Origin of the sequence: Acidovorax sp. NB1, from assembly GCF_005405905.1 — a bacterium.
In the GTDB taxonomy this organism is placed as follows: Bacteria; Pseudomonadota; Gammaproteobacteria; order Burkholderiales; family Burkholderiaceae_C; genus Acidovorax.
In genome coordinates, this window is the sequence record NZ_BJHU01000013.1 from 377,691 (window position 1) to 399,995 (window position 22,305).

Below are 22,305 nucleotides of genomic sequence, written 5' to 3' on the forward strand. Positions count from 1 at the left end.
ACCATGATGACCGATGTGGCGGCCCCTTCGCCCGAACCTTTGCGTGACCTGCCCGCAGGGCGGTTCAGTGGGCGGGAAACGTTCCAGCAGCTGGTGCGCGATGCCTTTGCCACCGCAGCCCGGGACGGATGGCAGGAGATCGTGATCAGTGACGCCCATTTCCACGACTGGCCGTTGGGCGAGCGCGCGGTGGTCGAATCCCTGCAGGCCTGGGCCCACAGCGGGCGGCGTTTCACCATGCTGGCCTGCAGCTATGACGACGTGATCCGGCGCCATGCCCGGTTCGTGCGCTGGCGTGGCACCTGGGACCACATCATCACCTGCCGCCGCAGCCCGGCGGCCGACCCTCTGGACCTGCCCAGTGCCTTGTGGTCGCCCCAGTGGGTCATGCATCGCCTGGATCCGGAGCGCTGCGTGGGGGTGACGGGCAGCGAGCCCGATCGCCGGGTGCTGCTGCGGGAGTCGCTCAACGAATGGGTGCGCAGCAAAAGCACCCCCGGTTTTCCTTCCACCACGCTTGGCCTGTAGCCTCTGCATGGGGGTGCGCGGAGCTTGTGTGGCAAGACCAACATGGCGGCGACCGCACTGCGTGAAGTCAAGCGGGTGTAAAGCTTTCGTCAGTGTTAGTCAGTATTGACTAAAAATCAATATAATCGGTGGTTGCGCCAAAAAGGTGCAAATCAAACGCTTTGTGCCAATGCGTACCAGGGCTTCAGTGGGCCTGACGCTGTGGCTTTTCAAGATTCTGTCTGTCCAACTAGGAAAATCGAAATGAAGAACTCTCTCGTTCTGGCCGCCCTGATCGCTGCTGCTGCACTCGCCGCTTGTGGCAAGAAGGAAGAGCCCGCTCCAGCACCTGCTCCCGCTCCCGTGGAAGCTCCTGCCGCTGCACCCGCTCCTGCCGCCGAACCCGCAGCTCCTGCTGCTTCCGACGCAGCTGCTGCCCCGGCCGCCGCTCCTGCTGCTGACGCTGCTCCTGCTGCCGACGCTGCCAAGGCTGCCGCTGACGCTGCTGCCACCGCTGCTACTGGCGCTTCCGCAGCCAAGTAATTCGCTGCAGGTGCTGGGCCGGTTTGTACCGGCCCGTGCCCAGGCCCCGCACCGCAAGGTCGGGGCTTTTTTTATGCCTTGACGGCTCACCTGTATGTGGTGCGAAGTGGCGTGGCAGCTGCGGGGCGCGGTCAACCACCATGGCAGCGGGCGTCCACGCGCAGCCAGTCGGTGCCCTGGGTGGGGCTGGCCACGATGATGTCCTCGGCCATCCAGTCCAGTGCTGCGGCCAATGTCTCCTGGACGAGAGAGGGCACATTGTTCTGCGCGCTCAGGTGGGCGGCCACCACCTGCCCCAGGCCCGCGTGCTGCACGGCGCGCAGAATGTCGGCCGTGGCGGCATTGGCCAGATGGCCATAAGGGCCCCCCACACGGCGCTTCAGAAAGGGTGGGTAGCGCGAGGCCTGCAGCATGCCAGGGTCGTGGTTGGCTTCAATCATGAGGGCATGGCAGCCCTGGAGCTGCTCCAGCACATGGGCGCTGGCGTGCCCCAGGTCGGTGAGTACCGCCAGGTGGGCATCGCCGTCGGAGCAACGAAGCTGCAGCGGCTCCCGCGCGTCGTGGGGCACCGTGAAGGGCAGGGCCTGGAAGCTGCCCAGGTCCAAGGCGTGCATGTCGTGCGCCACATGCAGCATGCCGTCGAAATCCGGGAATCCCAGCGCTGCGTGGGTTCCTTCGCTCATCCACACCGGAATCCGGTAGCGCACGGCCAGCGCCTGGGCGCAACCGATGTGGTCGGAATGTTCGTGGGTGATGAAGACGGCGTCGAGGTCTTCGGGCTGCAACTGGGCCTGGGCCAGCCGGGCTTGCAGCTGCCGGATGCCAAAACCGCAGTCGATCAGCAGGCGGTGGATGAGTGCACCGCTGCCGCCTTCAACCACGGTGGCGTTGCCCGTGCTGCCGCTGCCCAGGTTCTTGAAGCGCAGCATGGAACGGTGGTGGTCGGTCGGATAGGGGGGGCTCAAAAAACACACCCTGCCAGGGGCCGGGAGCCCAGGGCAGGGTGGTGGTGTGGGTGCGCCCTTGGTTGTTACTTCAGGTCGTCGGTGATGACGCGCACGATGCGCTCGGCGTTGGCCGAGGTGTCGGGGGCGCCTGACTCGTTGAGCACGGAGACCGTGGTGGACTCACCCTGGCTGCGCACCGCGATGCGGTACTTGAGCGGTGGTGTGGCGGCCGAGGAGCTGCTGAACAGTTTGCCGAAGAAGCCGGGTTCCTTCTTGTCGGCATTGGGGGCCACGTAGCGCACGAAATACATGCCTTCGTTGCGGTTGCGGTCTTCCACCGTGAAGCCTGTGCGGTCGAGTGCCAGGCCCACGCGGCGCCATGCGCGGTCAAAGCCCTCATTCAGCTGCACCACGGGCTGGTTGTTGACGGTGGCCATGCGCGCAGCCTGTGCGCGGGGGGCGGGGGCCGCCACGATGGCTTTGGACTGCTCCTGGCTCACGCCCAGCTTGACCATCAGGCGGCGCAGGAATTCGGTTTCGAGTTCCGGGTCGGAGGGGCGGGGCTGCCACACCGTGTTGTCCTTGGTGGTGGTGCCATAGACCTCGATCATGCCGCGATGGGTGATGTAGATCTCGGTGCTGCCATTGGCGTTGCGCTCCAGGCGGGTGCGGAACTTATCGCGCTCGCCGGTGGAGTACAGCGAGTCCAGCATCTTGCCCAGCGTGGAGCGGATGAAGTCCTGCGGCAGCTTGGCGCGGTTCTCGGCCCAGTCGGTTTCCATGATGCCGACGTTGGGCTCGGCCTGGTCCAGGTTGAAGCCACTTTCCTGCCAGAAGTCGCGCACGGGCTCCCACAGCTTGTCGGCAGGGCGGTTGACCACCAGCCAGCGCTGGTTGCCGTCACGCTCGATGCGTACGTCACCCAGCTGCAGGGCGGCGGCGTTGGCAGCGGTGCCCGAGGGCTGCGCAGCCTGGCCCGCCTGCATGGCGGCGGCAGACACCGTGCCACCCGGGACGGCGTAGCGGGAGTCGCGCGACAGCTGGGTCAGGTCCGGGGGGACTTCCAGGGTCGAGCCTCTGGAGGCGCTTTTGTAGTCAATCTTGTCGCCTTCGAGGGCGGCGCAGGCGGACAGGGCCATGGCGAGGGCCAGCAGGCTCAGGCGGGTGGTAGCAGCTTTCACGCGGAAATCCTCGGGAAAAAGTGTCTCAGGGAGCCGGGCGCGGCCCGGCTTGGATCAGGCCAGCAGGCCGCTGGTGCGCAGTGCGGCTTCGACGACGGCCTCGTTGCCGCTGGACAGCGGCGTCATGGGCAGGCGCATGGTGCCACCACACAGGCCCATGCGGGCCATGGCCCACTTGACTGGGATGGGGTTGGCTTCGACGAACAGGTGCTTGTGCACGGGCATCAGCTTGAACTGGATTTCCATGGCGCGGCGCGTGTCGCCCGCGAGGGCCGCCACACACAGCTCGTGCATCAGGCGCGGGGCCACATTGGCCGTTACGCTGATGTTGCCATGGCCGCCGCACAGCATCAGGGCCACGGCGGTCGGGTCGTCGCCCGAGTACACGCCAAAGCCCTTGGGCACGTCACGGATGAGCCACTGCGCGCGCTCGATGTTGCCGGTGGCTTCCTTGATGCCGATCACGCCGGGCACCTGGGCCAGGCGCAGCACGGTGTCATGCTGCATATCGGCCACCGAGCGGCCGGGCACGTTGTAGAGCACGATGGGCAGGTCGCCCGTGGCTTCTGCAATCGCCTTGAAATGCTGGTACTGGCCCTCTTGCGTGGGCTTGTTGTAGTAGGGCACGACCTGCAGCTGGCTGTCGGCACCCACGCCGCGCGCGAACTTGGCCAGTTCGATGGCTTCGGCGGTGGAGTTGGCACCGCAGCCCGCCATGATGGGCACGCGCTTGGCCGATTGCTCCACGGCCACGCGGATGATCTCGCAGTGTTCTTCGACATTGACCGTGGGCGATTCGCCCGTGGTGCCCACCACGCCGATGCAGTCGGTGCCTTCGGCGATATGCCAGTCGATCAGTTTGCGCAAGGTGGGGTAGTCCACGCTGCCATCCTCGTGCATGGGGGTGACGAGGGCGACGATGCTGCCGGTGAGGGGCACGGAGGAAGAGGTCATGTCCGCAGTGAAAAACGGTAAAAGGGCATTCTAACTAGCCGCGATGGACAAAAGATGCCGTGGGGCCCCGCCAGGCTGCGGGAGTTCCCGCACGGCCGTGATGCGTTGCACGAAACGCGCGGGTTCATCCAGGAACCCGTCCTCGTAGGCCACCACGCGCAGCCCCTGGCTGGCGCCCAGCAGCTCGCCGGGTGCCAGCAGGAATTCAGGCCGTGCAGGGCGCCCCACGGTTTCGTTGCCCAGGGCAAAGGTTTCGTAGATCAGCACGCCACCCGGAGCGACGCTGTCCACAATGGCGGGCAGCAGGGGCCGCCACAGGTAGTTGGTGACCACCACGGCGCCAAACTGGCGGCCCGGCAGGGGCCAGGGCCCGTTTTCAATGTCTGCCAGGAGCAATTCGCCCAGCCCTTCGCAGGCGGCGAGGGCCTCGGCAGAGCGGTCCACCCCCACCACCGGGTGCCCCTGGCTGTGCAGCCAGCGCAGGTGGCGGCCCGCACCGCAGGCCAGGTCCAGGGCTGTGGCGCCCGGGGGGATCAGGTGGGTCCAGCGGCGGACCCATGCGGAGGGGGCTTCTGTGCCATGCATAATGCTATTAAATTTATAGCTTAAAGGGCTTTTCCAGCGCGCGCAGAAGCCCCAAAAAGCTTTGAATCTCTGACTGTGGCCGTCAGAAACACGCCCACATCTGGTCGGCCAGCATCACCATGAACTCGGGCACGGTGTACATGCCAAACACCAACAGGCATAACAGCACGGCCACGGCCCCACCCAGCCAGCGCAGGGCGCGCGACCGGGGTGTGGGGGGCGGGGGCGGTTGGTGCATGGTGGGTCAATCAGGCGGTCCGGTCAGGCGGGTTGGGGGGCTGAGCGCTGGATGGGGCTTTCCTTGACGGGCAGGTTCACCAGCCCGGCAAACACGCCCAGGCCGATGGCGATGTACCAGACGATATCGTAGTTACCCGTGGCGTCATACAGATAGCCACCCAGCCACACGCCCAGGAAGCTACCGATCTGGTGGCTGAAGAACACAAAGCCGCCCAGCATCGACAGGTGCTGCACGCCAAAAATCTGCGCAATGGTGGCGTTGGTGGGTGGCACGGTGGACAGCCACAGCGTGCCCATCACGGCCGAGAACACGTACACCGACAGTGGCGACAGCGGCACCAGCAAGAAGATGCTGATGGCCACCGCACGGGCAAAGTAAATGAAGGCGAGGATGTGGCGCTTGGGCATGCGCTGGCCCAGCGTGCCCGCAATGTAGGTGCCAAACACATTGAACAGCCCGATCAGCGCCAGCGCATAGCTGGCCACCTGGGGCGACAGGCCATGGTCCTTGAGGTAGCTGGGCATGTGCACGCCAATGAACACCACCTGAAAGCCGCACACAAAGTAGCCCGCCATCAGCAGGTTGAAGCTGGGGTAGCGGAACGCCTCGCCCAGTGCCTGTACGATGGTTTGCTCACGCTTGACCGGGGCCGCGCCCTTGAAGCCCGGCTCGCGCAGGCCAAAGGCCAGGGGCACGATGAGCAGCACCGCCATTGACAGCACCAGCAGCGCCTGCTGCCAGCCCAGGCCCGCAATGAGCCAGCCTTCCACCGGCACCATCAGGAACTGCCCGAACGAACCCGCCGCCGCCGCCACCCCCATGGCCCAGGAGCGTTTTTCGGGTGCAATCTGCCGCCCCAGCACGCCGTAGATCACGGCGTAGGTGGTGCCCGCCTGCGCCGCGCCAATCAGCACGCCCGCCGTCAGCGCAAACAGCGTGGGCGTGGGCGACAGCGCCATGCCCGCCAGGCCCAGGCCATACAGCACCGCGCCGCCCATCAGCACACGGAAGGCCCCAAACCGGTCGGCCACCATGCCCGCAAAAATCCCGATCAGGCCCCAGGACAGGTTCTGGATGGCGATGGCCAGCGCGAACGACTGGCGCGTCCAGCCCATCTCCTGGGTGATGGGCAGCAGCCACAGCCCGAACCCGTGGCGGATGCCCATGGACAGGGTCACGATGGCTGCACCGCAGGCCAGCACCTGGAACATGGACAGTTTGGGAGTATTCATATGCATGCGCAGGAATGTAGCCAGATTGTGTGAAACGTGCTGATACACCCGTGACCAATACAGTGCCCCATAGGGGTGGTGATGACTGGTTTTTTATCCAGCTACGCCCCGCCTGCCGCACTACAATCCGCCGCTATGTCTGCCAAACCGTCTTCTGCTTCCGCCAGCGAATACTCCGAAGGTTCGATCCGCGTGCTCAAGGGCCTGGAGCCCGTCAAACAGCGCCCGGGCATGTACACCCGCACCGACAACCCCCTGCACATCATCCAGGAGGTGCTGGACAACGCCGCCGACGAGGCGCTGGCCGGGTACGGCAAGAAGATCCGCGTCACCCTGCACGCCGACGGCTCTGTCAGTGTGGAAGACGACGGCCGGGGCATCCCCTTCGGCATGCACCCCGAAGAAAAGGCGCCGGTGATCGAGCTGGTCTTCACCCGTCTGCACGCGGGCGGCAAGTTCGACAAGGGCAAGGGCGGCGCCTACAGCTTCTCGGGCGGCCTGCACGGCGTGGGTGTGAGCGTGACCAACGCCCTGGCCACCCGGCTCGAAGCCACCAGCTACCGCGAGGGCAAGGTGGCGCGTCTGGTGTTTGCGGCCGGTGATGTGATCGAGCCCCTGGTGGCCCGGCCGCTGGAGGCGGGCGAGCGCAAGCAGGGCACCTCGGTGCGCGTCTGGCCCGACGCGAAATATTTCGAATCCAGCGCCTTGCCCATGGGCGAACTCACCCACCTGCTGCGCAGCAAGGCCGTGCTGATGCCGGGCGTGACGGTGCAGCTGGTCAACGAGAAAACCCGCGACACGCAAACCTGGCAGTACAAGGGCGGCCTGCGCGACTACCTGATGCAGACGCTGAACGGCGACCCGGTGATCCCGCTGTTTGAGGGCGAGGGTTTTGCCGACCGCAACAACGAAAGTTTTGCCGAAGGCGAGGGCGCATCCTGGGCCGTGGCCTTCACCGAAGACGGCCAGCCCATGCGCGAGAGCTACGTCAACCTGATCCCCACCAGCGCGGGTGGCACCCACGAAAGCGGCCTGCGCGACGGCCTGTTCAACGCCGTCAAGAGCTTCATCGAACTGCACAGCCTGCTGCCCAAGGGCGTGAAGCTGCTGCCCGAGGACGTGTTTGCGCGCGCCAGCTATGTGCTCAGTGCCAAGGTGCTCGACCCGCAGTTCCAGGGCCAGATCAAGGAGCGCCTGAATTCGCGCGACGCGGTGCGCCTGGTCAGCGGCTTTGTGCGCCCAGCGCTGGAGCTGTGGCTGAACCAGCATGTCGAATACGGCAAGAAGCTCGCCGAGCTGGCCATCAAGGCCGCGCAGACGCGCCAGAAGGCCGGCCAGAAAGTCGAAAAGCGCAAGGGCTCGGGCGTGGCCGTGCTGCCCGGCAAGCTCACCGATTGCGAAAGCAAGGACATCGCCCACAACGAGGTCTTCCTGGTCGAGGGCGACTCGGCCGGTGGCAGCGCCAAGATGGGCCGCGACAAGGAAAGCCAGGCCATCCTGCCGCTGCGTGGCAAGGTGCTCAACACCTGGGAGGTGGAGCGCGACCGCCTGTTTGCCAACAACGAAATCCACGACATTTCGGTGGCCATCGGCGTGGACCCGCATGGCCCCAATGACACGCCCGACCTGAGCGGCCTGCGCTATGGCAAGGTCTGCATCCTGTCAGACGCCGACGTGGATGGCTCGCACATCCAGGTGCTGCTGCTCACGCTGTTCTTCCGCCATTTCCCCAAGCTCATCGAGACCGGCCATATCTACGTGGCGCGCCCGCCGCTGTTCCGCGTGGACGTGCCCGCCCGTGGCAAGAAGCCCGCGGCCAAGATGTATGCACTGGATGACGGCGAGCTGGCCGCCATCCTGGACAAGGCCGAAAAAGACGGCGTGCCGCGCGAGAAGTGCCAGATCAGCCGCTTTAAGGGCCTGGGCGAGATGAACGCCGAGCAGCTGTGGGAAACCACGCTCAACCCCGACACCCGCCGCCTGCTGCCCGTGCAGCTGGGCGACATGGACTTTGCCGCCACCGAAGGACTGATCACCAAGCTCATGGGCAAGGGCGAGGCCGCCGCGCGCCGCGAGCTGATGGAGCTGCATGGCGACGCGGTGGAGATCGACATCTAGGAAGGTGTGAAAGAACCGACGCCCGCCGCTGGGTGTTAGTGGCAAAAAGTATGAATAAAAACAGTGCTTTCCGCGCATCTGTATTGGGTTTGTTGCTATGTTTTGTGCAGCAATTCGCCCATGCAGACCTGTGGGCGCATGTGGACGAGCGCGGCGTGACGCACTTTGCGTCCGAGCAGGTCGATGCGCGCTACCAGCTGTTTTTTCGCGGCAACGACTTTGACTCAACGCGGGACGCACCGGCCAATGCTTCGCCCATGCCCTACGCGCTGCCCGCAGCGGGCGCGCGCCTGCTGGCGTTTTTTGACATTGCGCCGGACTACAAACGCGTCAAGCACCACCTGCGCGCCGCGTCCAGCCAACATGGCGTGGATTACGAATTGCTGCAGGCCGTGATCGCCGCCGAATCCGGCTTTGACGCCACCGCCGTATCGCCTAAGGGCGCCGTGGGCCTGATGCAGGTGATGCCCGCCACGGCCAGCCGATTTGGCGTGAGTGCGGACAAGAAGCGCACGGTGGAGCAAAAACTGGCCGACCCCGCCGTGAACGTGCTCACCGGCACCCGCTATTTGCGGCATCTGCTGGACCTGTTCCCCGGCCGCATGGACCTCGCGGTGGCCGCCTACAACGCGGGCGAAGGCGCCGTGCAAAAGGCGGGCAACCAGGTCCCCGCCTTCAAGGAAACGCAGAACTATGTGCGCACTGTGCTGGGCCTGTATGCCCAGCTCAAACCGCCAGCGCCCGTGCTGACACAGCGCGCCCTGCCGGGCCGTGTGCGCATGGAGCTGACAGGCGGCGCGCAGAACCGGGGCAACCTGCCGCCCACCCAGGTGGCTCAGACCCGCAACGCGCCGCAGACGGCGTTTGAACCCCTACCGACGATTCCGAACGAATGAGCGCTAACGAATGAGCGACCAACCCACTTTAGATTTCACCACCGCAGGCGATGACGGGGGCGACTCCCTGGGCCTGGCGGGCTACGCCCAGCGCGCTTACCTGGAATACGCGCTCTCGGTCGTCAAGGGCCGTGCACTGCCCGATGTGTGCGACGGCCTCAAGCCCGTGCAGCGGCGCATTTTGTATTCGATGGACCGCATGGGCCTGGGCTACAGCGGCCCCACCCGCAGCGCGGCGGCCAAGCCCGTCAAAAGCGCCCGCGTGGTGGGCGATGTGCTGGGCCGCTTCCACCCCCACGGCGACCAGTCGGCCTACGACGCACTGGTGCGCATGGCGCAAGACTTTGCCCAGCGCTACCCGCTGATCGACGGCCAGGGCAACTTCGGCAGCCGCGACGGCGACGGTGCCGCCGCCATGCGCTACACCGAGGCGCGCCTGTCGCGCATTACCAGCCTGCTGCTCGACGAAATCGACGAAGGCACCGTGGATTTCATGCCCAACTACGACGGCAGCACCGAGGAGCCGCGCCAGTTACCCGCCCGCCTGCCGTTTGCGCTGCTCAACGGCGCCAGCGGCATTGCCGTGGGCCTGGCCACCGAGATCCCCAGCCACAACCTGCGCGAGATTGCCGATGCGTGTGTGGCGCTCATCAAGACGCCCTCGCTGAGCCAGGACGAGCTGCTGGCCATCGTGCCCGGCCCTGACTACCCCGGCGGCGGTCAGATCATCAGCAGCCCCGGCGACATTGCCGACGCTTACCGCACGGGCCGAGGCAGCCTCAAGGTGCGCGCGCGCTGGAAGATCGAGGACATGGCGCGCGGCCAGTGGCAGCTGGTGGTCAACGAACTGCCGCCCGGCGTGAGCACGCAGAAGGTGCTCGAAGAAATCGAAGAGATCACCAACCCCAAGGTCAAGGCCGGCAAGAAGGCGCTGACGCAAGAGCAGACGCAACTGAAGGCCAGCATGCTGGCCGTGCTGGACGTGGTGCGCGACGAGTCGAGCAAAGACGCGCCCGTGCGCCTGGTGTTCGAGCCCAAGACGGGCAAGACCCCGCAGCAGGAGCTGATCACCGCGCTGCTGGCCCACACCAGCCTGGAAACCTCGGCGCCCATCAACCTGACCATGGTGGGGCTCGATGGCAAGCCCGTGCAGAAGTCGCTGCGCCAGATGCTGGAAGAGTGGATTGCCTTCCGCCAGACCACCATCACCCGCCGCAGCCAGCACCGGCTCAACAAGGTGCTGGACCGCATCCACATCCTCGAAGGGCGGCAGCTGGTGCTGCTCAACATCGACGAGGTGATTGCCATCATCCGCCAGGCCGAAGACCCCAAGGCCGCGCTGATTGCTCGCTTTAACCTCAGCGACCGGCAGGCCGAGGATATCCTCGAAATCCGCCTGCGCCAGCTCGCGCGGCTCGAAGCCATCAAGATCGAGCAAGAGCTGAAAGAACTGCGCGAAAGCCAGGGCAAGCTCGAAGACATCCTGAACAACCCCGGCTCGCTGCGCCGCACCATGGTGAAAGAGATCGAGGCCGACGCCAAGACCTTTGCCGACGCTCGCCGCACGCTGATCCAGGCCGAGAAGAAGGCCGTGGCCGAAGTGAAGGTGGTGGACGAGCCCGTCACCGTTGTCGTCTCGGAAAAAGGCTGGGTGCGTGCCCGCACCGGCCATGGCCACGAGGCCGCCAGCTTTGCCTTCAAGGCGGGTGACGGGCTGTATGGCACGTTCGAGTGCCGCACGGTTGATACCTTGCTGGCCTTTGGCAGTAATGGCCGCGTTTACTCGGTGGCCGTATCGCTGCTGCCCGGCGCGCGGGGTGATGGCCAGCCGGTGACCACGCTGATTGAGCTGGAAGCCGGCACGCAGCTGCTGCACTACTTTGCGGGGCCCGCCAACGCCACGCTGCTGCTGTCCAACTCGGGCGGCTACGGCTTCTTGGCGGCGGTCGAGAACATGGTCTCGCGCCAGAAGGGCGGCAAGGCCTTCATCACCCTGGGTGAAGGCGAAACCGTGTGTGTGCCCTCCCACGCCGCAGGCAGCACGGGCAGCAAACCGGTGGTGCCCGCCACGCATGTGGCCTGCGCGTCCACGGGCGGGCGCATCCTCACGTTCGAGATCACCGAGCTGAAAACCATGGCCAACGGCGGCCGGGGCCTGATGCTGATTGACCTGGAAGACAAGGACCAGCTTGCAGGCGCTGCGGCCTACACGCGCAGTATCCGCCTCGATGGCATCGGCCGGGGCGGCAAGCAGCGTGACGAAACGCTGGAGATCCGCAGTCTGAACAACGCCCGCGCCGCACGCGGCCGCAAGGGCAAGGCGGCGGACCTGGGCTTCAAGCCCACAGCGGTGACGCGGGTGGAGTAAGCCCCCGTTCCAGACGAAGAAGCCGCCTCCGGGTGGCTTTTTTCATGGCCGCAGCAGTTTTCCACGGGTTGCTACGGATTGGACGAAATGCGCGAACGGGCGCACCATATGTAAGTGAATGTCTGTGCTGGCCTGCGCCCCAGGCCGTCAGCATGCATGCCAGCAGTACCGGGGCCGCCCCATAACCAGAGGAGACCATGATGTTCAAACGCATCCGTATTGCTCAGAAGCTGTGGCTCGCCGTCATTTTTATCGTGGTCATGCTTGCTGGTGTGGTGGGGTTTTCGGCCTACCGTTCTACCAAGGTGCAGGCCGAGGCCGACGCCGTGTCGCGTGAGATGCAGACCCGCGTGAGCACCGCCATCCGCTGGGCGGGCCTGACGGAGACCAATGCGGCCCGCACCCAGGCGCTGATCGTGAGCAGCGATCCGGCGGTCGAGGCCGAGTTCAAGGACGTGATTGCCGCCACCTCGGCGCAGATCACCGAGGTGCAGAAGTCGCTGGAGGGCATGGCGCTGTCCGATGCCGACAAGGCGCAGATGGCCAAGGTTGCCGACGCGCGCAAGACCATGATCGACCTGCGCGGCAAGGCCCGCCAGCTCAAGGCCGGTGGCAAGGCCGACGAGGCCGTCACCCTGGTCAAGCAGACCTACAACCCGGCCGTGGCGGCTTACCTCAAAACCCTGCGCGACTTCGTGGAGCTGCAGCAGAGCACGGCGCAGACCCGCCTGGCCGAGATGGCAGCATCGCGCATGCTGACGGTGAAGATTGCGGCCGTCGCGGTGGCGGCGTTGCTGCTGGCCATCATTGCCGGGGCCTACTACCTGATTGGCAGCATCCAGCGGCCGCTGGCGCAGGCCAATGACCTGGCGGCCAAGATTGCGGCGGGCGATTTGAGCGAACAAGGTGCTGTCACGCGCGGCGACGAGTTTGGCGACCTGCTGCGCTCGCAGTACGCGATGAGCGATTCGCTCGGGCGCATGGTCCACCAGGTGCGCCAGAGCACCGACAGCATCGCCATCGCCAGTGCCGAGATCGCCACCGGCAACCACGACCTGTCGGCGCGCACCGAGCAGACGTCGAGCAACCTGCAGCAGACGGCGGCGGCCATGGAGGAGTTCACCAGCACCATTGCGCAAAGCGCCAGCAGCGCACGCCAGGCCAGCACCCTGGCTGCGAGCGCCACAGGTGTTGCCGAGCGGGGAGGCACGGTGGTGACGCAGGTGGTCTCGACCATGGAAGACATCAACCACAGCAGCAAGAAGATCAACGACATCATCGGCGTGATCGACTCGATTGCGTTCCAGACCAACATCCTCGCGTTGAATGCGGCGGTGGAGGCTGCGCGTGCGGGTGAGCAGGGCCGGGGCTTTGCGGTGGTGGCCAGCGAGGTGCGCAACCTGGCGCAGCGCTCTGCCTCTGCCGCCAAGGAGATCAAGGCGCTGATCAGTGCGTCGGTGGAGAAGGTGGAAACCGGCACCCGCCTGGTGGCCGATGCTGGCACGACCATGACCGACATCGTGCGCTCGGTGCAAAGCGTGACGGACATGATCGGTGAGATCACGGCGGCCTCGTCCGAGCAGAGCGCGGGCATCTCGCAGGTCAATCAGGCCGTGGGCAACCTCGACCAGATGACCCAGCAAAACGCTGCCCTGGTGGAAGAAAGTGCCGCCGCCGCGCAAAGCCTGCGCGAACAGGCCGAACACCTGGCGCAGGTGGTGGCAGTGTTCAAGGTCAACGGGGCAGCCTATGGCGGCGTGGCGCCGCCAGCGCGTGCGTCACACGCCCCAGCACCTCAGGCCCCGCGTGTGCCCTCAACGCCCGCCAAGGCCGCCGTGGCAAGCAAGCCGGGCGCCCAGCGCATCACCCAGGCTGCCCCAGCGGGCAGCAAACCCGCGCCTGCCAAGACCAAAGCCCCGGCCCCCGCGTTGGCCCAGGGCGCGGATGAGGACTGGGAGTCCTTCTAAACCGCAGCACACCTGTCGAAACTGGCACGCCCTAAGCCAGCGCTCCCGCGCAAGGGCCGCCAAGCTGCGGATGCGGCGCTTCGCTTGCGTGCGCTGGGAGCGTCCCCTTCCCGAATTGCGCAGCAAGGCGGGAGAGGGGGCTGAGGGCCGCGGCTCCAAGCCTGCCTGCGCAGGCTTGGGAAGTGCCCGAAGGGCGGCCGCCTCTGGCGGACGCACCGAGGCGCGCAGCGACTCAGGGGGTTATCCGAGTTCAGCGATCAGCTCAATCTCCACACAGGCGCCCATGGGCACCTGGGCCACGCCAAAGGCGCTGCGCGCGTGCACACCTTTGTCGCCAAACACCTGGCCCAGCAGCTCGCTGGCGCCGTTGGTCACCAGGTGCTGCTCGGTGAAGTCGCCGGTGGAGTTGACCAGGCTCATCACCTTCACGATGCGCTGCACGCGGTTCAGATCGCCGCCGGTGGCGGCATGCAGTGTGCCCATGAGGTCGATGGCCACGGCGCGTGCGGCGGCCTTGCCTTCTTCGGTGCCGATGTCGCGGCCGAACTGCGCGGCCCAGGGCTTGCCGTCCTTGCGGGCGATGTGGCCGCTCAGAAACACCAGGTTGCCGGTCTGCACATAGGGCACGTAGGCGGCTGCGGGCACCGACACAGGGGGCAGGGTGATGTTGAGTTCTTTCAGCTTGTCGTAAACGCTCATGGTGCTTCCTCGGGTTGAAGTGAAGGGTGGGGTAGAGGGGAGTGGCGCGGGCGGCAAGGGCCCCGGCGCCGGGTGGGGACGAGTGTTACACAGCCGCGCGCACCGAATCCCGCCGCCCCGGTGCCGGGGCGGCAGTAGCATCAGCCCATGCCCGCCATAAGCGCCCCTAATGCCTCCACCTGGTCCGGCTCCGAGGTCCCGCCCGGTGTGGCGGAGTCGGCGCAGCCCGTGGTGCCCTGGCGGCTGCCAACCCTGCTGCTGGGGGTGGTGGCGGGGGCGGCGTTGCAGTTGCAGCAACCGGGCTTGTGGGGCATGGGCGCTTATGCCGCGCTGTTGTGTGCTGCACTGGTGGCCGGTTGGGTGGGGGCCGCAGTGCACAGCACCGGCAGGCCCGGGACCGTGCACCCGGCCCGGTGGCGTGCAGTGGCGTCTGTGGCGCTGGCGCTGTGCGCGGGCGCGCTGGCCATGGCTGGGGTCAGTGGTTTGCGGGCCACGGCCTACCTGCAGCAGGGCCTGGCCCCGGCGCTGGAGGGCCAGGACATCCGCGTGACCGGGGTGGTGGCGGCCATGCCGCAGGCCAACGAGGCGGGCACCCGGTTGCGGCTGGAGGTGGAATCTGCGCTGCTCCAAGGCACCCCCGTGCAGTTGCCGCCCCGGATCGAGGTCGCCTGGTACGGCGGCGCCTTTTTGCGCGAGGCGGGCGATGCCGTGGACCTGCAGCGCCAGCCCGCCCCGGTGCGTGCGGGCGAGCGCTGGGAGATGACGGTGCGGCTGAAAGCGCCCCACGGCCTGCGCAACCCCCACGGGTTCGACTTTGAACTGTGGATGTGGGAGCAGGGCGTGCAGGCCACCGGCTATGTGCGCGCAGGCCCCAAGGACGAACCGCCGCGCCGCCAGGCCTCCACCTGGCAGCACCCGGTAGAGCAGGCGCGCCAAAGTGTGCGCGATGCCATCCTGGACCGGCTTGGGCGCGGCGCGGAGGATGCCGGCGACCCCGGCCGAGCACGCATCGCAGGCGTGGTGGCAGCCCTGGTCACGGGCGACCAGCGCGCCATCGACCGGGCGGACTGGGACATGTTCCGCGCCACGGGGGTGGCGCACCTCATGAGCATTTCAGGCTTGCACATCACGTTGTTTGCCTGGCTGGCGGCGGCCGTGGTGGGGGCGCTGTGGCGGCGGTCCACGCGGCTGTGCCTGTGGGCACCCGCGCCAACGGCGGCGCTGCTGGCCGGGGTGGTGCTGGCCAGCGCCTATGCGCTTTTCAGTGGCTGGGGTGTGCCAGCGCAGCGCACCGTCACCATGCTGGGCATCGTGGCGCTGCTGCGGTGGAGCGGGCGCAGCTGGCCCTGGCCCCAGGTGTGGCTGCTGGCCTGCGCGGCCGTGGTGGTGGCAGACCCCTGGGCGCTGGCGCAGCCGGGCTTCTGGCTGAGTTTTGTGGCGGTAGGGGTGCTATTTGCTACTAATCCGATAGCTAAAAAAGCATATGGATCAGGCGCAAAAGGCCATTTTTATGCACTTTTTCGGGAGCAATGGGTGGTCACGCTGGCCCTCACGCCCCTGAGCCTGTTGCTGTTTGGCCAGGTGTCGGTGGTGGGCCTGGTGGCCAATCTGGTGGCGATTCCGTGGGTCACGCTGGTGGTGACGCCGCTGGCATTGGGTGGCGTGGTGTGGGGGCCGCTGTGGAGTCTGGCGGCCTGGAGCCTTCAGCCCCTCACGGTGCTGCTGCAGTGGCTGGCGCAGTGGCCCGGGGCGGTGCTGTTCCTGCCCGCTGCGCCCTTGTGGGCGGGCATGGCCGCCGTGGCGGGTGGTGCACTGCTGGCCATGCGCCTGCCGTGGCGGTTGCGTCTGCTGGCGCTGCCCCTGTTGCTGCCCGTATTCTGGTGGCAGCCCGCGCGGCCAGCGGTGGGGCAGTTCGAGCTGCTGGCGGCCGACATCGGCCAGGGCAACGCGGTGCTGGTGCGCACGGCCACGCACACGCTGCTGTATGACGCGGGCCCGCGCTTCAGCCGCGAAAGCGACGCAGGCCACCGGGTGCTGGTGCCGCTGCTGCGCGCGTTGGGCGAGCGGGTGGATGTGCTGATGCTCAGCCACCGCGATGCCGACCACACGGGCGGCGCTGCGGCGGTGCTGGCGCAGCAGCCCCGGGCCGAACTCACCGGCTCCATCGAGGCCGACCATGTGCTGCAGGCCCAGCGCCCTGCCAAGCCCTGCCTTGCGGGCCAGCGCTGGGAGTGGGACGGGGTCACCTTTGAGGTGCTGCACCCGCTGGCCGGGGACGATGCCCCCGCGCCCCGCGCGCCGCGGCCCAACACCTTGAGCTGTGTGCTGCGCGTGGCGGCCGCCGGGGGCTCGGGGCCATCGGTCTTGCTGGTGGGAGACATCGAGGCCGCGCAGGAGCAGGCCCTGGTGGCACGGGGTGCCGCGCTGCAGGCCGATGTGCTGCTGGTGCCCCACCACGGCAGCAAGACCTCGTCGTCGCCCGTCTTTCTGGAGGCTGTGCGACCGCGCACCGCTTTGGTGCAGGCTGGTTACCGCAACCGCTTCGGGCACCCGGCACCCGATGTGCTGCAGCGCTACCGCGAGCGCAACATCCACGTGGTGGAATCGGCACGCTGCGGGGCGGCCACCTGGGTGTCCAGCGCCCCGGGCGGTGTGGCGTGTGAACGCGACACCGGCCACCGGTATTGGCAGCACAGCATGGTGCCACGGAGCGAATGATTGCGAAAGCATGGCGCAGCGCGCTCAGGGGCTGTTGCCCAATGGGTGGGCGCGCAACTTGCTATCCTGTTCACAGGAGGCCCGTTCATGCAGAAATTTGACGAGATGTACGCCATGCTGCCGTTTGATGGCAGCGACGTGCGGGAACACTACAAGCGCTATGCACAGTGGTTGAGCAAACAGCCCCCTGACGTGATGCAGGCCCGCCGGGCCGAAGCCGAGATGATCTTCCGGCGCGTGGGCATCACCTTCGCCGTCTATGGCGCCAAGGACGAGGGCGGCGCAGGCAACGAGCGGCTGATTCCGTTTGACCTCATCCCCCGCATCATCCCCGCCCACGAGTGGGCCAGCATGCAGCAGGGGCTGGTGCAGCGGGTCACCGCCCTCAACCGCTTCATTCACGACGTGTACCACGGCCAGGACATCATTCGCGCCGGCATTGTGCCTGCCGACCTGATCCTGAACAACGCCCAGTACCGGCCCGAGATGGCCGGGCTGCATGTGCCGCAGAACATCTACGCGCACATTGCAGGCATCGACATCGTGCGCGCGCCGGACGCCCAGGGCAACGGCGAGTACTACGTGCTCGAAGACAACCTGCGCGTGCCCAGCGGCGTGAGCTACATGCTCGAAAACCGCAAGATGATGATGCGGCTTTTCCCCGAGCTGTTCAGCCTGCACAAGGTGGCGCCGGTGGCGCATTACCCCGACATGCTGCTCGAAACCCTGCGCGCCAGTGCCCCGGCTGCAGCCGATGAGCCCACGGTGGTGGTGCTCACGCCCGGCATGCACAACAGTGCGTACTTCGAGCACGCCTTCCTGGCCCAGCAGATGGGGGTGGAGCTGGTCGAAGGCCAGGACCTCGTGGTCAAGGACAAGTTCGTGTACATGCGCACCACGCGCGGCCTGCAGCGGGTGGACGTGATCTACCGCCGCGTGGATGACGACTTCCTCGACCCGCAGGTGTTCCGCCCCAATTCCACATTGGGTTGCTACGGCCTCATGGAGGCCTACCGCGCAGGCAATGTGGGCATCTGCAATGCTGTGGGCACGGGCGTGGCGGACGACAAGTCGGTCTACCCCTATGTGCCCGAGATGATCCGCTTCTACCTGGGCGAAGAGCCCATCCTCAAGAACGTGCCCACCTGGATGTGCCGCAAGCCGGACGACCTGCAGCATGTGCTGGCCAACCTCAAGGACCTCGTGGTCAAGGAAGTGCACGGCGCGGGTGGCTACGGCATGCTGATCGGTCCTGCCGCCACGCAGGCCGAGATCGAGGACTTCCGCCGTGCGTTGATTGCCAACCCGTCGGGCTACATCGCCCAGCCCACGCTCAGCCTGTCCAGCTGCCCCACCTATGTGGAAAGCGGCATCGCCCCGCGCCACATCGACCTGCGCCCCTTTGTCCTCAGCGGGCGCGAGGTGCAGATGGCAGCAGGCGGCCTCACGCGTGTGGCGCTGCAGGAAGGGTCGTTGGTGGTGAATTCGTCGCAGGGCGGTGGCACCAAGGACACCTGGGTGCTGGGCGAGGGTACGCCCGCAGCGCAGCCCAAGGCCGTGCAGTCGCAGTCCCAGGGCCAGTCGCAAAGTCAATCGCAAGGGAGCTTCTGAACATGCTGAGCCGCACCGCAGACCACCTGTTCTGGATGTCCCGCTACACCGAGCGGGCGGAGAACACGGCAAGAATGCTGAATGTCAGCTACGAGACCTCCCTGCTGCCCCAGGCCGCCGATGTGGCGCAAAAAGGCTGGGAGGGGCTGCTGTCCATCAGCGAGCTGATCCCTGCCTACACCGCCAGGCACGGCGAGGTGACCCCCGCGCGGGTCCTGGAGTTCATGGTGCGCGACGGCAACAACCCGTCGTCCATCCTGTCATGCCTGCGTGCCGCCCGCGAGAACGCGCGCGCTGTGCGTGGGGCGCTCACCACCGAGGTCTGGGAGACACAGAACCAGACCTGGCTGGAATTGCACCGGCAGCTGGAGGGCGGCGCCTTCGAGCGCGACCCAGGCCAGTTTTTTGAGTGGGTGAAGTACCGCTCGCACCTGTCGCGCGGTGTGGTGCTGGGCACCATGCTGCAGGACGAGGCGTTTCACTTCCTGCGCATGGGCACGTTCCTGGAGCGTGCCGACAACACGGCGCGCCTGCTGGATGTGAAGTTCCACGCCGTCAAGAACGACTTTTTTGGCCGCGCCAGCGAGCGCAACCAGGAGAGCGACTTCTACCACTGGAGCGCCATCCTGCGCAGCGTCTCGGCGTTCGAGGTGTACCGCAAGGTCTACCGCGACGTGATCACGCCGGGCCGTGTGGCCGACCTGCTGATCCTGCGCCGCGACATGCCGCGCTCGCTGCATGCCTGCATGCGCGAGGTGGTGGACAACCTGGCCGTGCTGGCCAACGGCCAGTCCGTCGAAACAAGCCGCCGCGCTGGGCGCCTGCTGGCCGACCTGCAATACGGCCGCATCGACGAGATCCTGGCCACGGGCCTGCATGCGTTCCTCACGCAGTTTCTGGACCGGGTGAACGACCTGGGTGGCGGCATCAGCCGCGATTTTCTGGTGACCTCGGGCGACTGAAAGGCCCGATGAACTGGGCGCAGTGCAGGGGGGCTGCTGCTCACTCCTGCGCGTTGCGCCGCTGGTCCCGCAGCATGAAGAGGTAGAGGCTTTCGACCTTCTCGCGCGCCCAGGGGGTCTTGCGCAGGAACTTGAGGCTGGAGCCCACGCTGGGGTCGATCTGGAAGCAGCGGATGGGAATCTGGCGCCCCAGTTCATCCCAGCCAAAGTAATCGGCCAGGCCCACCACCATGGCTTCGAGGGTGACGCCGTGCAGGGGGTTGCGGGGCTGAGTGGGCTTGCTGGCGGGTGGGGCTGGCGGCGGGGTGTCTGGGGTGCTCATGGCGCCAAGCATACAGACTGAAACCGTGCCCACTTCATCCAGGCTACCCTGTCCTGCGCAACGGGCGTGAATCCCACCAGAGCCCCCATGGAGCTCGCTTGGCCAGGCCAGGGGGGCATCCTCCGAGAGATAACGCGACGCAGCACAGGGGCAATCAGGCTTTGCGTTGCAGATGGTCCTCGCGCTGGAACAGTTCGGCCGCCCAGTCCACAAACGCGCGCACCTTGGCGCTCAGGTGGCGATTGGGCGGGTACACCACATACACCGGCAGCAGGGGCTGGGTCCATTCGGGCAGCAGACGCACCAGGGATCCGCCGTCGAAATGCCGCTGCGCCTGCCAGCTGGTGATCTGGCCGATGCCCAGTCCTGCCACGATGGAGGTGACGTAGGCGTTGCTCTCGTTCACGCTCAGCTGGTAAGGGCCGGTGACGTCGATGGATTCATCGCCCCGGCGAAACTCCAGCGGGTAGTGCCGCCCGCTTTGGGGCGAAAAGTAAATCACGCTGGCGTGTTTTTCCTCGATCTCCAGCGGGTGCATGGGTGTGCCCTTGCGCTCCAGGTAGGCGGGCGCGGCGACAGTGATGAACTCCAGGCTGCCAATGCGGCGTGCCACCAGCGACTGGTCGCTCAGCTCGCCCCCCCGGATCACGCAGTCCACGTTGTCGCCGATCAGGTCCACCGTGCGGTCACTCACGCCCAGGTCCACCTGGATGTCCGGGTAGCGGGCATGGAACTCCGCCAGGTGCGGAATGATGAGCAACTGCGCCACCGATGTGCCCACGTCGATGCGCAGCCGCCCGCGCGGGTTGGCGCGCGCGTTGGTCATGCTGGCCTCGATGTCGTCCAGGTCGGTCAGCAGCCGCACCGTGCGGTCGTAGTAGGCCGCACCGTCGGGCGTCACGGTCACGCGGCGGGTGGTGCGGTTGAGCAGTTTCACGCGCAGCCGCTCCTCCAGCGCCTGCACATGCTTGGTCACTGTGGCTTTGGGCAGGTTCAGCGAATCCGCTGCCCGTGTAAACGTGCCGGCCTCCACCACCCGCACGAATATGCGCATGGCCTGTATCTGGTCCATGGCTTCTCCTTGAATCTGGAACTGCAGCACCCACCAGTGGGTGCTGAGGAATTCTCACACGCGAGCAAGCGTTTGATTGTTGAGCTTTTGGAAACAGTGCGGTGGTGTTTGACCTGTTTATCAGAAAGGCCCAAGCCACTACATTTCATCCATCGTCAACCGACCCTCCACCTACTAACTTGGGTACCTGCCATGCAGCCCGACCACCCGTCTTCGTCATCCTCGCCATCGCAGCCTGCCGCCGCGCCCGCCAAGGCGGCGGGGGCGGCCAAGTCCGTGTGCGCCGATTCCACCATTGAGGTGGCCAAGGGCCAGCAGGTGGCCGTACGCATGTATGGCCGCAAGAAGTCAGGTCAAGCCTCCCCGGTGGTGGTCCATTTTCATGGGGGCGCGTTTGTGTCTGGGGATCTGGACAACGGCTGCACCGTGGCCTCGCTGCTCGAAGGTGCGGGCGCGGTGGTGGTTTCGGTGGCGTATCCGCTCACACCATTTCCGCAGCCCGTGGACACGGGGTATGACGTGCTCAAGTGGGTGCACCGCAACCGCAACAAGCTCGGCGGTCAGGGGGCCCTGGTGTACCTGGCGGGTGAAGAAGCGGGTGGCAACCTCGCTGCTGCCGTGAGCCTGGTGGCGCGCGACCAGTCGCACCCCCCGCTGGCCGGGCAGATCCTGCTGTCGCCCATGCTCGACCCCTGTGTTGGCACGGCCTCACTGCGCGAAGCCACGGGCGATGCCACTGGTTGCAAATGGACCGAAGGCTGGCGCAATTTTCTGCGCTGCCCGCGTGATGCCGAACATCCCTACGCCGTGCCTGCGGGGGCCCACCGTCTGGCCGGTTTGCCTCCCACACTGGTGCTGGTGGGCGACACCGACCCCATGCACGACGAGGCCTTGGCCTATGCCGCGCGCCTGGATGCCGCAGGCCTGCAGGTGACATGCCATGTGTTCGCCAAGGCTGCGCAGTGGCCCGACACCCTGCTGCAGGCGGGCGAGCATGAGTGCCCTTGTGCCGCTGCGGCGCAGGACCAGTTTCGCCAGTTCTTCGAAGCCACCCGATGTCCGGTGCCTTCCTGAGAAAACCCTGGTCGTAAAAAGTCATTGACCTCAACTTAGGTTGAGGTTCGATACTGCGGCCTTCCCACCAGCCACCTGGTTTCCCACGCTGATTTTTCCGGCTCGCCATGCCGGAGGGAGAAGCTTTGCCCGCGCATTTCTGCAAGCCGTGCCCTCCAGGGCAGGACGGCTGGCGGAGCCATTGATGTCAACGATACGGAGGAAATAACAGCATGAAAAACAGACTGCACTTCTCGCGGGCCCACAGCCACGGCTGTCACAGCGCAGGGCACGGCCGCGTCTTTGTCTGACGCCAACCAGCGCCCGCC

19 protein-coding genes are annotated in these 22,305 nt (G+C 66.4%); 10 read left to right on the forward strand and 9 right to left on the reverse strand.

The window, feature by feature from the left end; genetic code table 11:
* Window positions 1-6: 6 nt before the first annotated feature.
* Both AvAM_RS06515 and AvAM_RS06520 read left to right on the forward strand, forming a co-directional pair.
* Window positions 7-528: a hypothetical protein gene (locus AvAM_RS06515; protein ID WP_137746321.1), complete on the forward strand. Its 522-nt coding sequence runs from the start codon at window positions 7-9 to the stop codon at window positions 526-528.
* 243 nt (window positions 529-771) lie between these two features.
* The gene (locus AvAM_RS06520; RefSeq protein WP_137746322.1) at window positions 772-1,050 is read left to right on the forward strand and encodes a hypothetical protein; all 279 of its coding nucleotides are present in this window, start codon (window positions 772-774) and stop codon (window positions 1,048-1,050) included.
* Between the two features lie 131 nt (window positions 1,051-1,181).
* Here the strand turns inward: AvAM_RS06520 and AvAM_RS06525 are convergent, their stop codons facing one another.
* The 6 genes from AvAM_RS06525 to AvAM_RS06545 form a co-directional block, all read right to left on the reverse strand.
* Window positions 1,182-1,979: an MBL fold metallo-hydrolase gene (locus AvAM_RS06525; protein ID WP_137746323.1), complete on the reverse strand. Its 798-nt coding sequence runs from the start codon at window positions 1,977-1,979 to the stop codon at window positions 1,182-1,184.
* Between the two features lie 101 nt (window positions 1,980-2,080).
* On the reverse strand, window positions 2,081-3,178 hold the full coding sequence (gene bamC, locus AvAM_RS06530) for an outer membrane protein assembly factor BamC (RefSeq protein ID WP_137746324.1): 1,098 nt from the start codon (window positions 3,176-3,178) through the stop codon (window positions 2,081-2,083).
* Between the two features lie 54 nt (window positions 3,179-3,232).
* Window positions 3,233-4,132: a 4-hydroxy-tetrahydrodipicolinate synthase gene (gene dapA / locus AvAM_RS06535; RefSeq protein ID WP_137746325.1), complete on the reverse strand. Its 900-nt coding sequence runs from the start codon at window positions 4,130-4,132 to the stop codon at window positions 3,233-3,235.
* Between the two features lie 30 nt (window positions 4,133-4,162).
* Complete coding sequence (locus AvAM_RS06540; RefSeq protein ID WP_137746326.1) at window positions 4,163-4,717, reverse strand: bifunctional 2-polyprenyl-6-hydroxyphenol methylase/3-demethylubiquinol 3-O-methyltransferase UbiG; 555 nt, start codon at window positions 4,715-4,717, stop codon at window positions 4,163-4,165.
* A gap of 82 nt (window positions 4,718-4,799) precedes the next feature.
* Window positions 4,800-4,955 carry a hypothetical protein gene (locus AvAM_RS25610; RefSeq protein WP_171012149.1) on the reverse strand — a complete coding sequence of 52 codons (156 nt, stop codon included), beginning with the start codon at window positions 4,953-4,955 and terminating at the stop codon, window positions 4,800-4,802.
* A gap of 23 nt (window positions 4,956-4,978) precedes the next feature.
* Window positions 4,979-6,196: an MFS transporter gene (locus AvAM_RS06545; protein ID WP_137746327.1), complete on the reverse strand. Its 1,218-nt coding sequence runs from the start codon at window positions 6,194-6,196 to the stop codon at window positions 4,979-4,981.
* A 129-nt stretch (window positions 6,197-6,325) separates the two neighbouring features.
* Here AvAM_RS06545 and AvAM_RS06550 point away from each other — a divergent pair, with 129 nt between their 5' ends.
* The 4 genes from AvAM_RS06550 to AvAM_RS06565 all read left to right on the forward strand — a co-directional run bounded on the left by AvAM_RS06550 (window position 6,326) and on the right by AvAM_RS06565 (window position 13,539).
* A complete protein-coding gene (locus AvAM_RS06550) occupies window positions 6,326-8,308 on the forward strand; it encodes a DNA topoisomerase IV subunit B (RefSeq protein WP_137746328.1) in 1,983 nt (660 codons plus the stop codon).
* Window positions 8,309-8,358: 50 nt separating this feature from the next.
* The gene (locus AvAM_RS06555) at window positions 8,359-9,204 is read left to right on the forward strand and encodes a lytic transglycosylase domain-containing protein (RefSeq protein ID WP_137746329.1); all 846 of its coding nucleotides are present in this window, start codon (window positions 8,359-8,361) and stop codon (window positions 9,202-9,204) included.
* A gap of 10 nt (window positions 9,205-9,214) precedes the next feature.
* Window positions 9,215-11,572 (forward strand): DNA topoisomerase IV subunit A, encoded by a 2,358-nt coding sequence (parC, locus tag AvAM_RS06560; protein ID WP_137746330.1) that lies wholly within the window; start codon window positions 9,215-9,217, stop codon window positions 11,570-11,572.
* A 200-nt stretch (window positions 11,573-11,772) separates the two neighbouring features.
* Window positions 11,773-13,539: a methyl-accepting chemotaxis protein gene (locus AvAM_RS06565; protein WP_137746331.1), complete on the forward strand. Its 1,767-nt coding sequence runs from the start codon at window positions 11,773-11,775 to the stop codon at window positions 13,537-13,539.
* Window positions 13,540-13,779: 240 nt separating this feature from the next.
* On the opposite strand, the gene AvAM_RS06570 is transcribed toward AvAM_RS06565, so the two are convergent.
* A complete protein-coding gene (locus tag AvAM_RS06570; RefSeq protein ID WP_137746332.1) occupies window positions 13,780-14,238 on the reverse strand; it encodes a RidA family protein in 459 nt (152 codons plus the stop codon).
* A gap of 147 nt (window positions 14,239-14,385) precedes the next feature.
* Between AvAM_RS06570 and AvAM_RS06575 the strand changes: the two genes are divergently transcribed.
* The 3 genes from AvAM_RS06575 to AvAM_RS06585 all read left to right on the forward strand — a co-directional run bounded on the left by AvAM_RS06575 (window position 14,386) and on the right by AvAM_RS06585 (window position 19,529).
* On the forward strand, window positions 14,386-16,956 hold the full coding sequence (locus AvAM_RS06575) for a DNA internalization-related competence protein ComEC/Rec2 (RefSeq protein ID WP_137746333.1): 2,571 nt from the start codon (window positions 14,386-14,388) through the stop codon (window positions 16,954-16,956).
* A gap of 87 nt (window positions 16,957-17,043) precedes the next feature.
* Complete coding sequence (locus tag AvAM_RS06580; protein WP_137746334.1) at window positions 17,044-18,567, forward strand: circularly permuted type 2 ATP-grasp protein; 1,524 nt, start codon at window positions 17,044-17,046, stop codon at window positions 18,565-18,567.
* 2 nt (window positions 18,568-18,569) lie between these two features.
* Window positions 18,570-19,529 (forward strand): alpha-E domain-containing protein, encoded by a 960-nt coding sequence (locus AvAM_RS06585; protein WP_137746335.1) that lies wholly within the window; start codon window positions 18,570-18,572, stop codon window positions 19,527-19,529.
* A 40-nt stretch (window positions 19,530-19,569) separates the two neighbouring features.
* On the opposite strand, the gene AvAM_RS06590 is transcribed toward AvAM_RS06585, so the two are convergent.
* Together AvAM_RS06590 and AvAM_RS06595 are read right to left on the reverse strand one after the other, a co-directional pair.
* Entirely contained in the window at window positions 19,570-19,851 is a 282-nt protein-coding gene (locus tag AvAM_RS06590) for a VF530 family DNA-binding protein (RefSeq protein WP_137746336.1), read from the reverse strand.
* A 154-nt stretch (window positions 19,852-20,005) separates the two neighbouring features.
* Window positions 20,006-20,923 carry a LysR family transcriptional regulator gene (locus AvAM_RS06595; RefSeq protein ID WP_137746337.1) on the reverse strand — a complete coding sequence of 306 codons (918 nt, stop codon included), beginning with the start codon at window positions 20,921-20,923 and terminating at the stop codon, window positions 20,006-20,008.
* Window positions 20,924-21,115: 192 nt separating this feature from the next.
* Here AvAM_RS06595 and AvAM_RS06600 point away from each other — a divergent pair, with 192 nt between their 5' ends.
* Window positions 21,116-21,997, forward strand: coding sequence for an alpha/beta hydrolase (locus tag AvAM_RS06600; RefSeq protein WP_137746338.1), 882 nt, complete (start codon window positions 21,116-21,118; stop codon window positions 21,995-21,997).
* Window positions 21,998-22,305 lie beyond the last annotated feature (308 nt).

What these genes read in the sequence shown, in the direction of transcription:
- AvAM_RS06515 (WP_137746321.1), top strand. Translation starts at nt 7, where the DNA reads ATGACCGATGTGGCGGCCCCTTCGCCCGAACCTTTGCGTGACCTGCCC.
- AvAM_RS06520 (WP_137746322.1), top strand. Translation starts at nt 772, where the DNA reads ATGAAGAACTCTCTCGTTCTGGCCGCCCTGATCGCTGCTGCTGCACTC.
- AvAM_RS06525 (WP_137746323.1), bottom strand. Translation starts at nt 1,979, where the DNA reads ATGCTGCGCTTCAAGAACCTGGGCAGCGGCAGCACGGGCAACGCCACC.
- dapA (WP_137746325.1), bottom strand. Translation starts at nt 4,132, where the DNA reads ATGACCTCTTCCTCCGTGCCCCTCACCGGCAGCATCGTCGCCCTCGTC.
- AvAM_RS06540 (WP_137746326.1), bottom strand. Translation starts at nt 4,717, where the DNA reads ATGCATGGCACAGAAGCCCCCTCCGCATGGGTCCGCCGCTGGACCCAC.
- AvAM_RS25610 (WP_171012149.1), bottom strand. Translation starts at nt 4,955, where the DNA reads ATGCACCAACCGCCCCCGCCCCCCACACCCCGGTCGCGCGCCCTGCGC.
- AvAM_RS06545 (WP_137746327.1), bottom strand. Translation starts at nt 6,196, where the DNA reads ATGCATATGAATACTCCCAAACTGTCCATGTTCCAGGTGCTGGCCTGC.
- AvAM_RS06550 (WP_137746328.1), top strand. Translation starts at nt 6,326, where the DNA reads ATGTCTGCCAAACCGTCTTCTGCTTCCGCCAGCGAATACTCCGAAGGT.
- AvAM_RS06555 (WP_137746329.1), top strand. Translation starts at nt 8,359, where the DNA reads ATGAATAAAAACAGTGCTTTCCGCGCATCTGTATTGGGTTTGTTGCTA.
- parC (WP_137746330.1), top strand. Translation starts at nt 9,215, where the DNA reads ATGAGCGACCAACCCACTTTAGATTTCACCACCGCAGGCGATGACGGG.
- AvAM_RS06565 (WP_137746331.1), top strand. Translation starts at nt 11,773, where the DNA reads ATGTTCAAACGCATCCGTATTGCTCAGAAGCTGTGGCTCGCCGTCATT.
- AvAM_RS06570 (WP_137746332.1), bottom strand. Translation starts at nt 14,238, where the DNA reads ATGAGCGTTTACGACAAGCTGAAAGAACTCAACATCACCCTGCCCCCT.
- AvAM_RS06575 (WP_137746333.1), top strand. Translation starts at nt 14,386, where the DNA reads ATGCCCGCCATAAGCGCCCCTAATGCCTCCACCTGGTCCGGCTCCGAG.
- AvAM_RS06580 (WP_137746334.1), top strand. Translation starts at nt 17,044, where the DNA reads ATGCAGAAATTTGACGAGATGTACGCCATGCTGCCGTTTGATGGCAGC.
- AvAM_RS06585 (WP_137746335.1), top strand. Translation starts at nt 18,570, where the DNA reads ATGCTGAGCCGCACCGCAGACCACCTGTTCTGGATGTCCCGCTACACC.
- AvAM_RS06590 (WP_137746336.1), bottom strand. Translation starts at nt 19,851, where the DNA reads ATGAGCACCCCAGACACCCCGCCGCCAGCCCCACCCGCCAGCAAGCCC.
- AvAM_RS06595 (WP_137746337.1), bottom strand. Translation starts at nt 20,923, where the DNA reads ATGGACCAGATACAGGCCATGCGCATATTCGTGCGGGTGGTGGAGGCC.
- AvAM_RS06600 (WP_137746338.1), top strand. Translation starts at nt 21,116, where the DNA reads ATGCAGCCCGACCACCCGTCTTCGTCATCCTCGCCATCGCAGCCTGCC.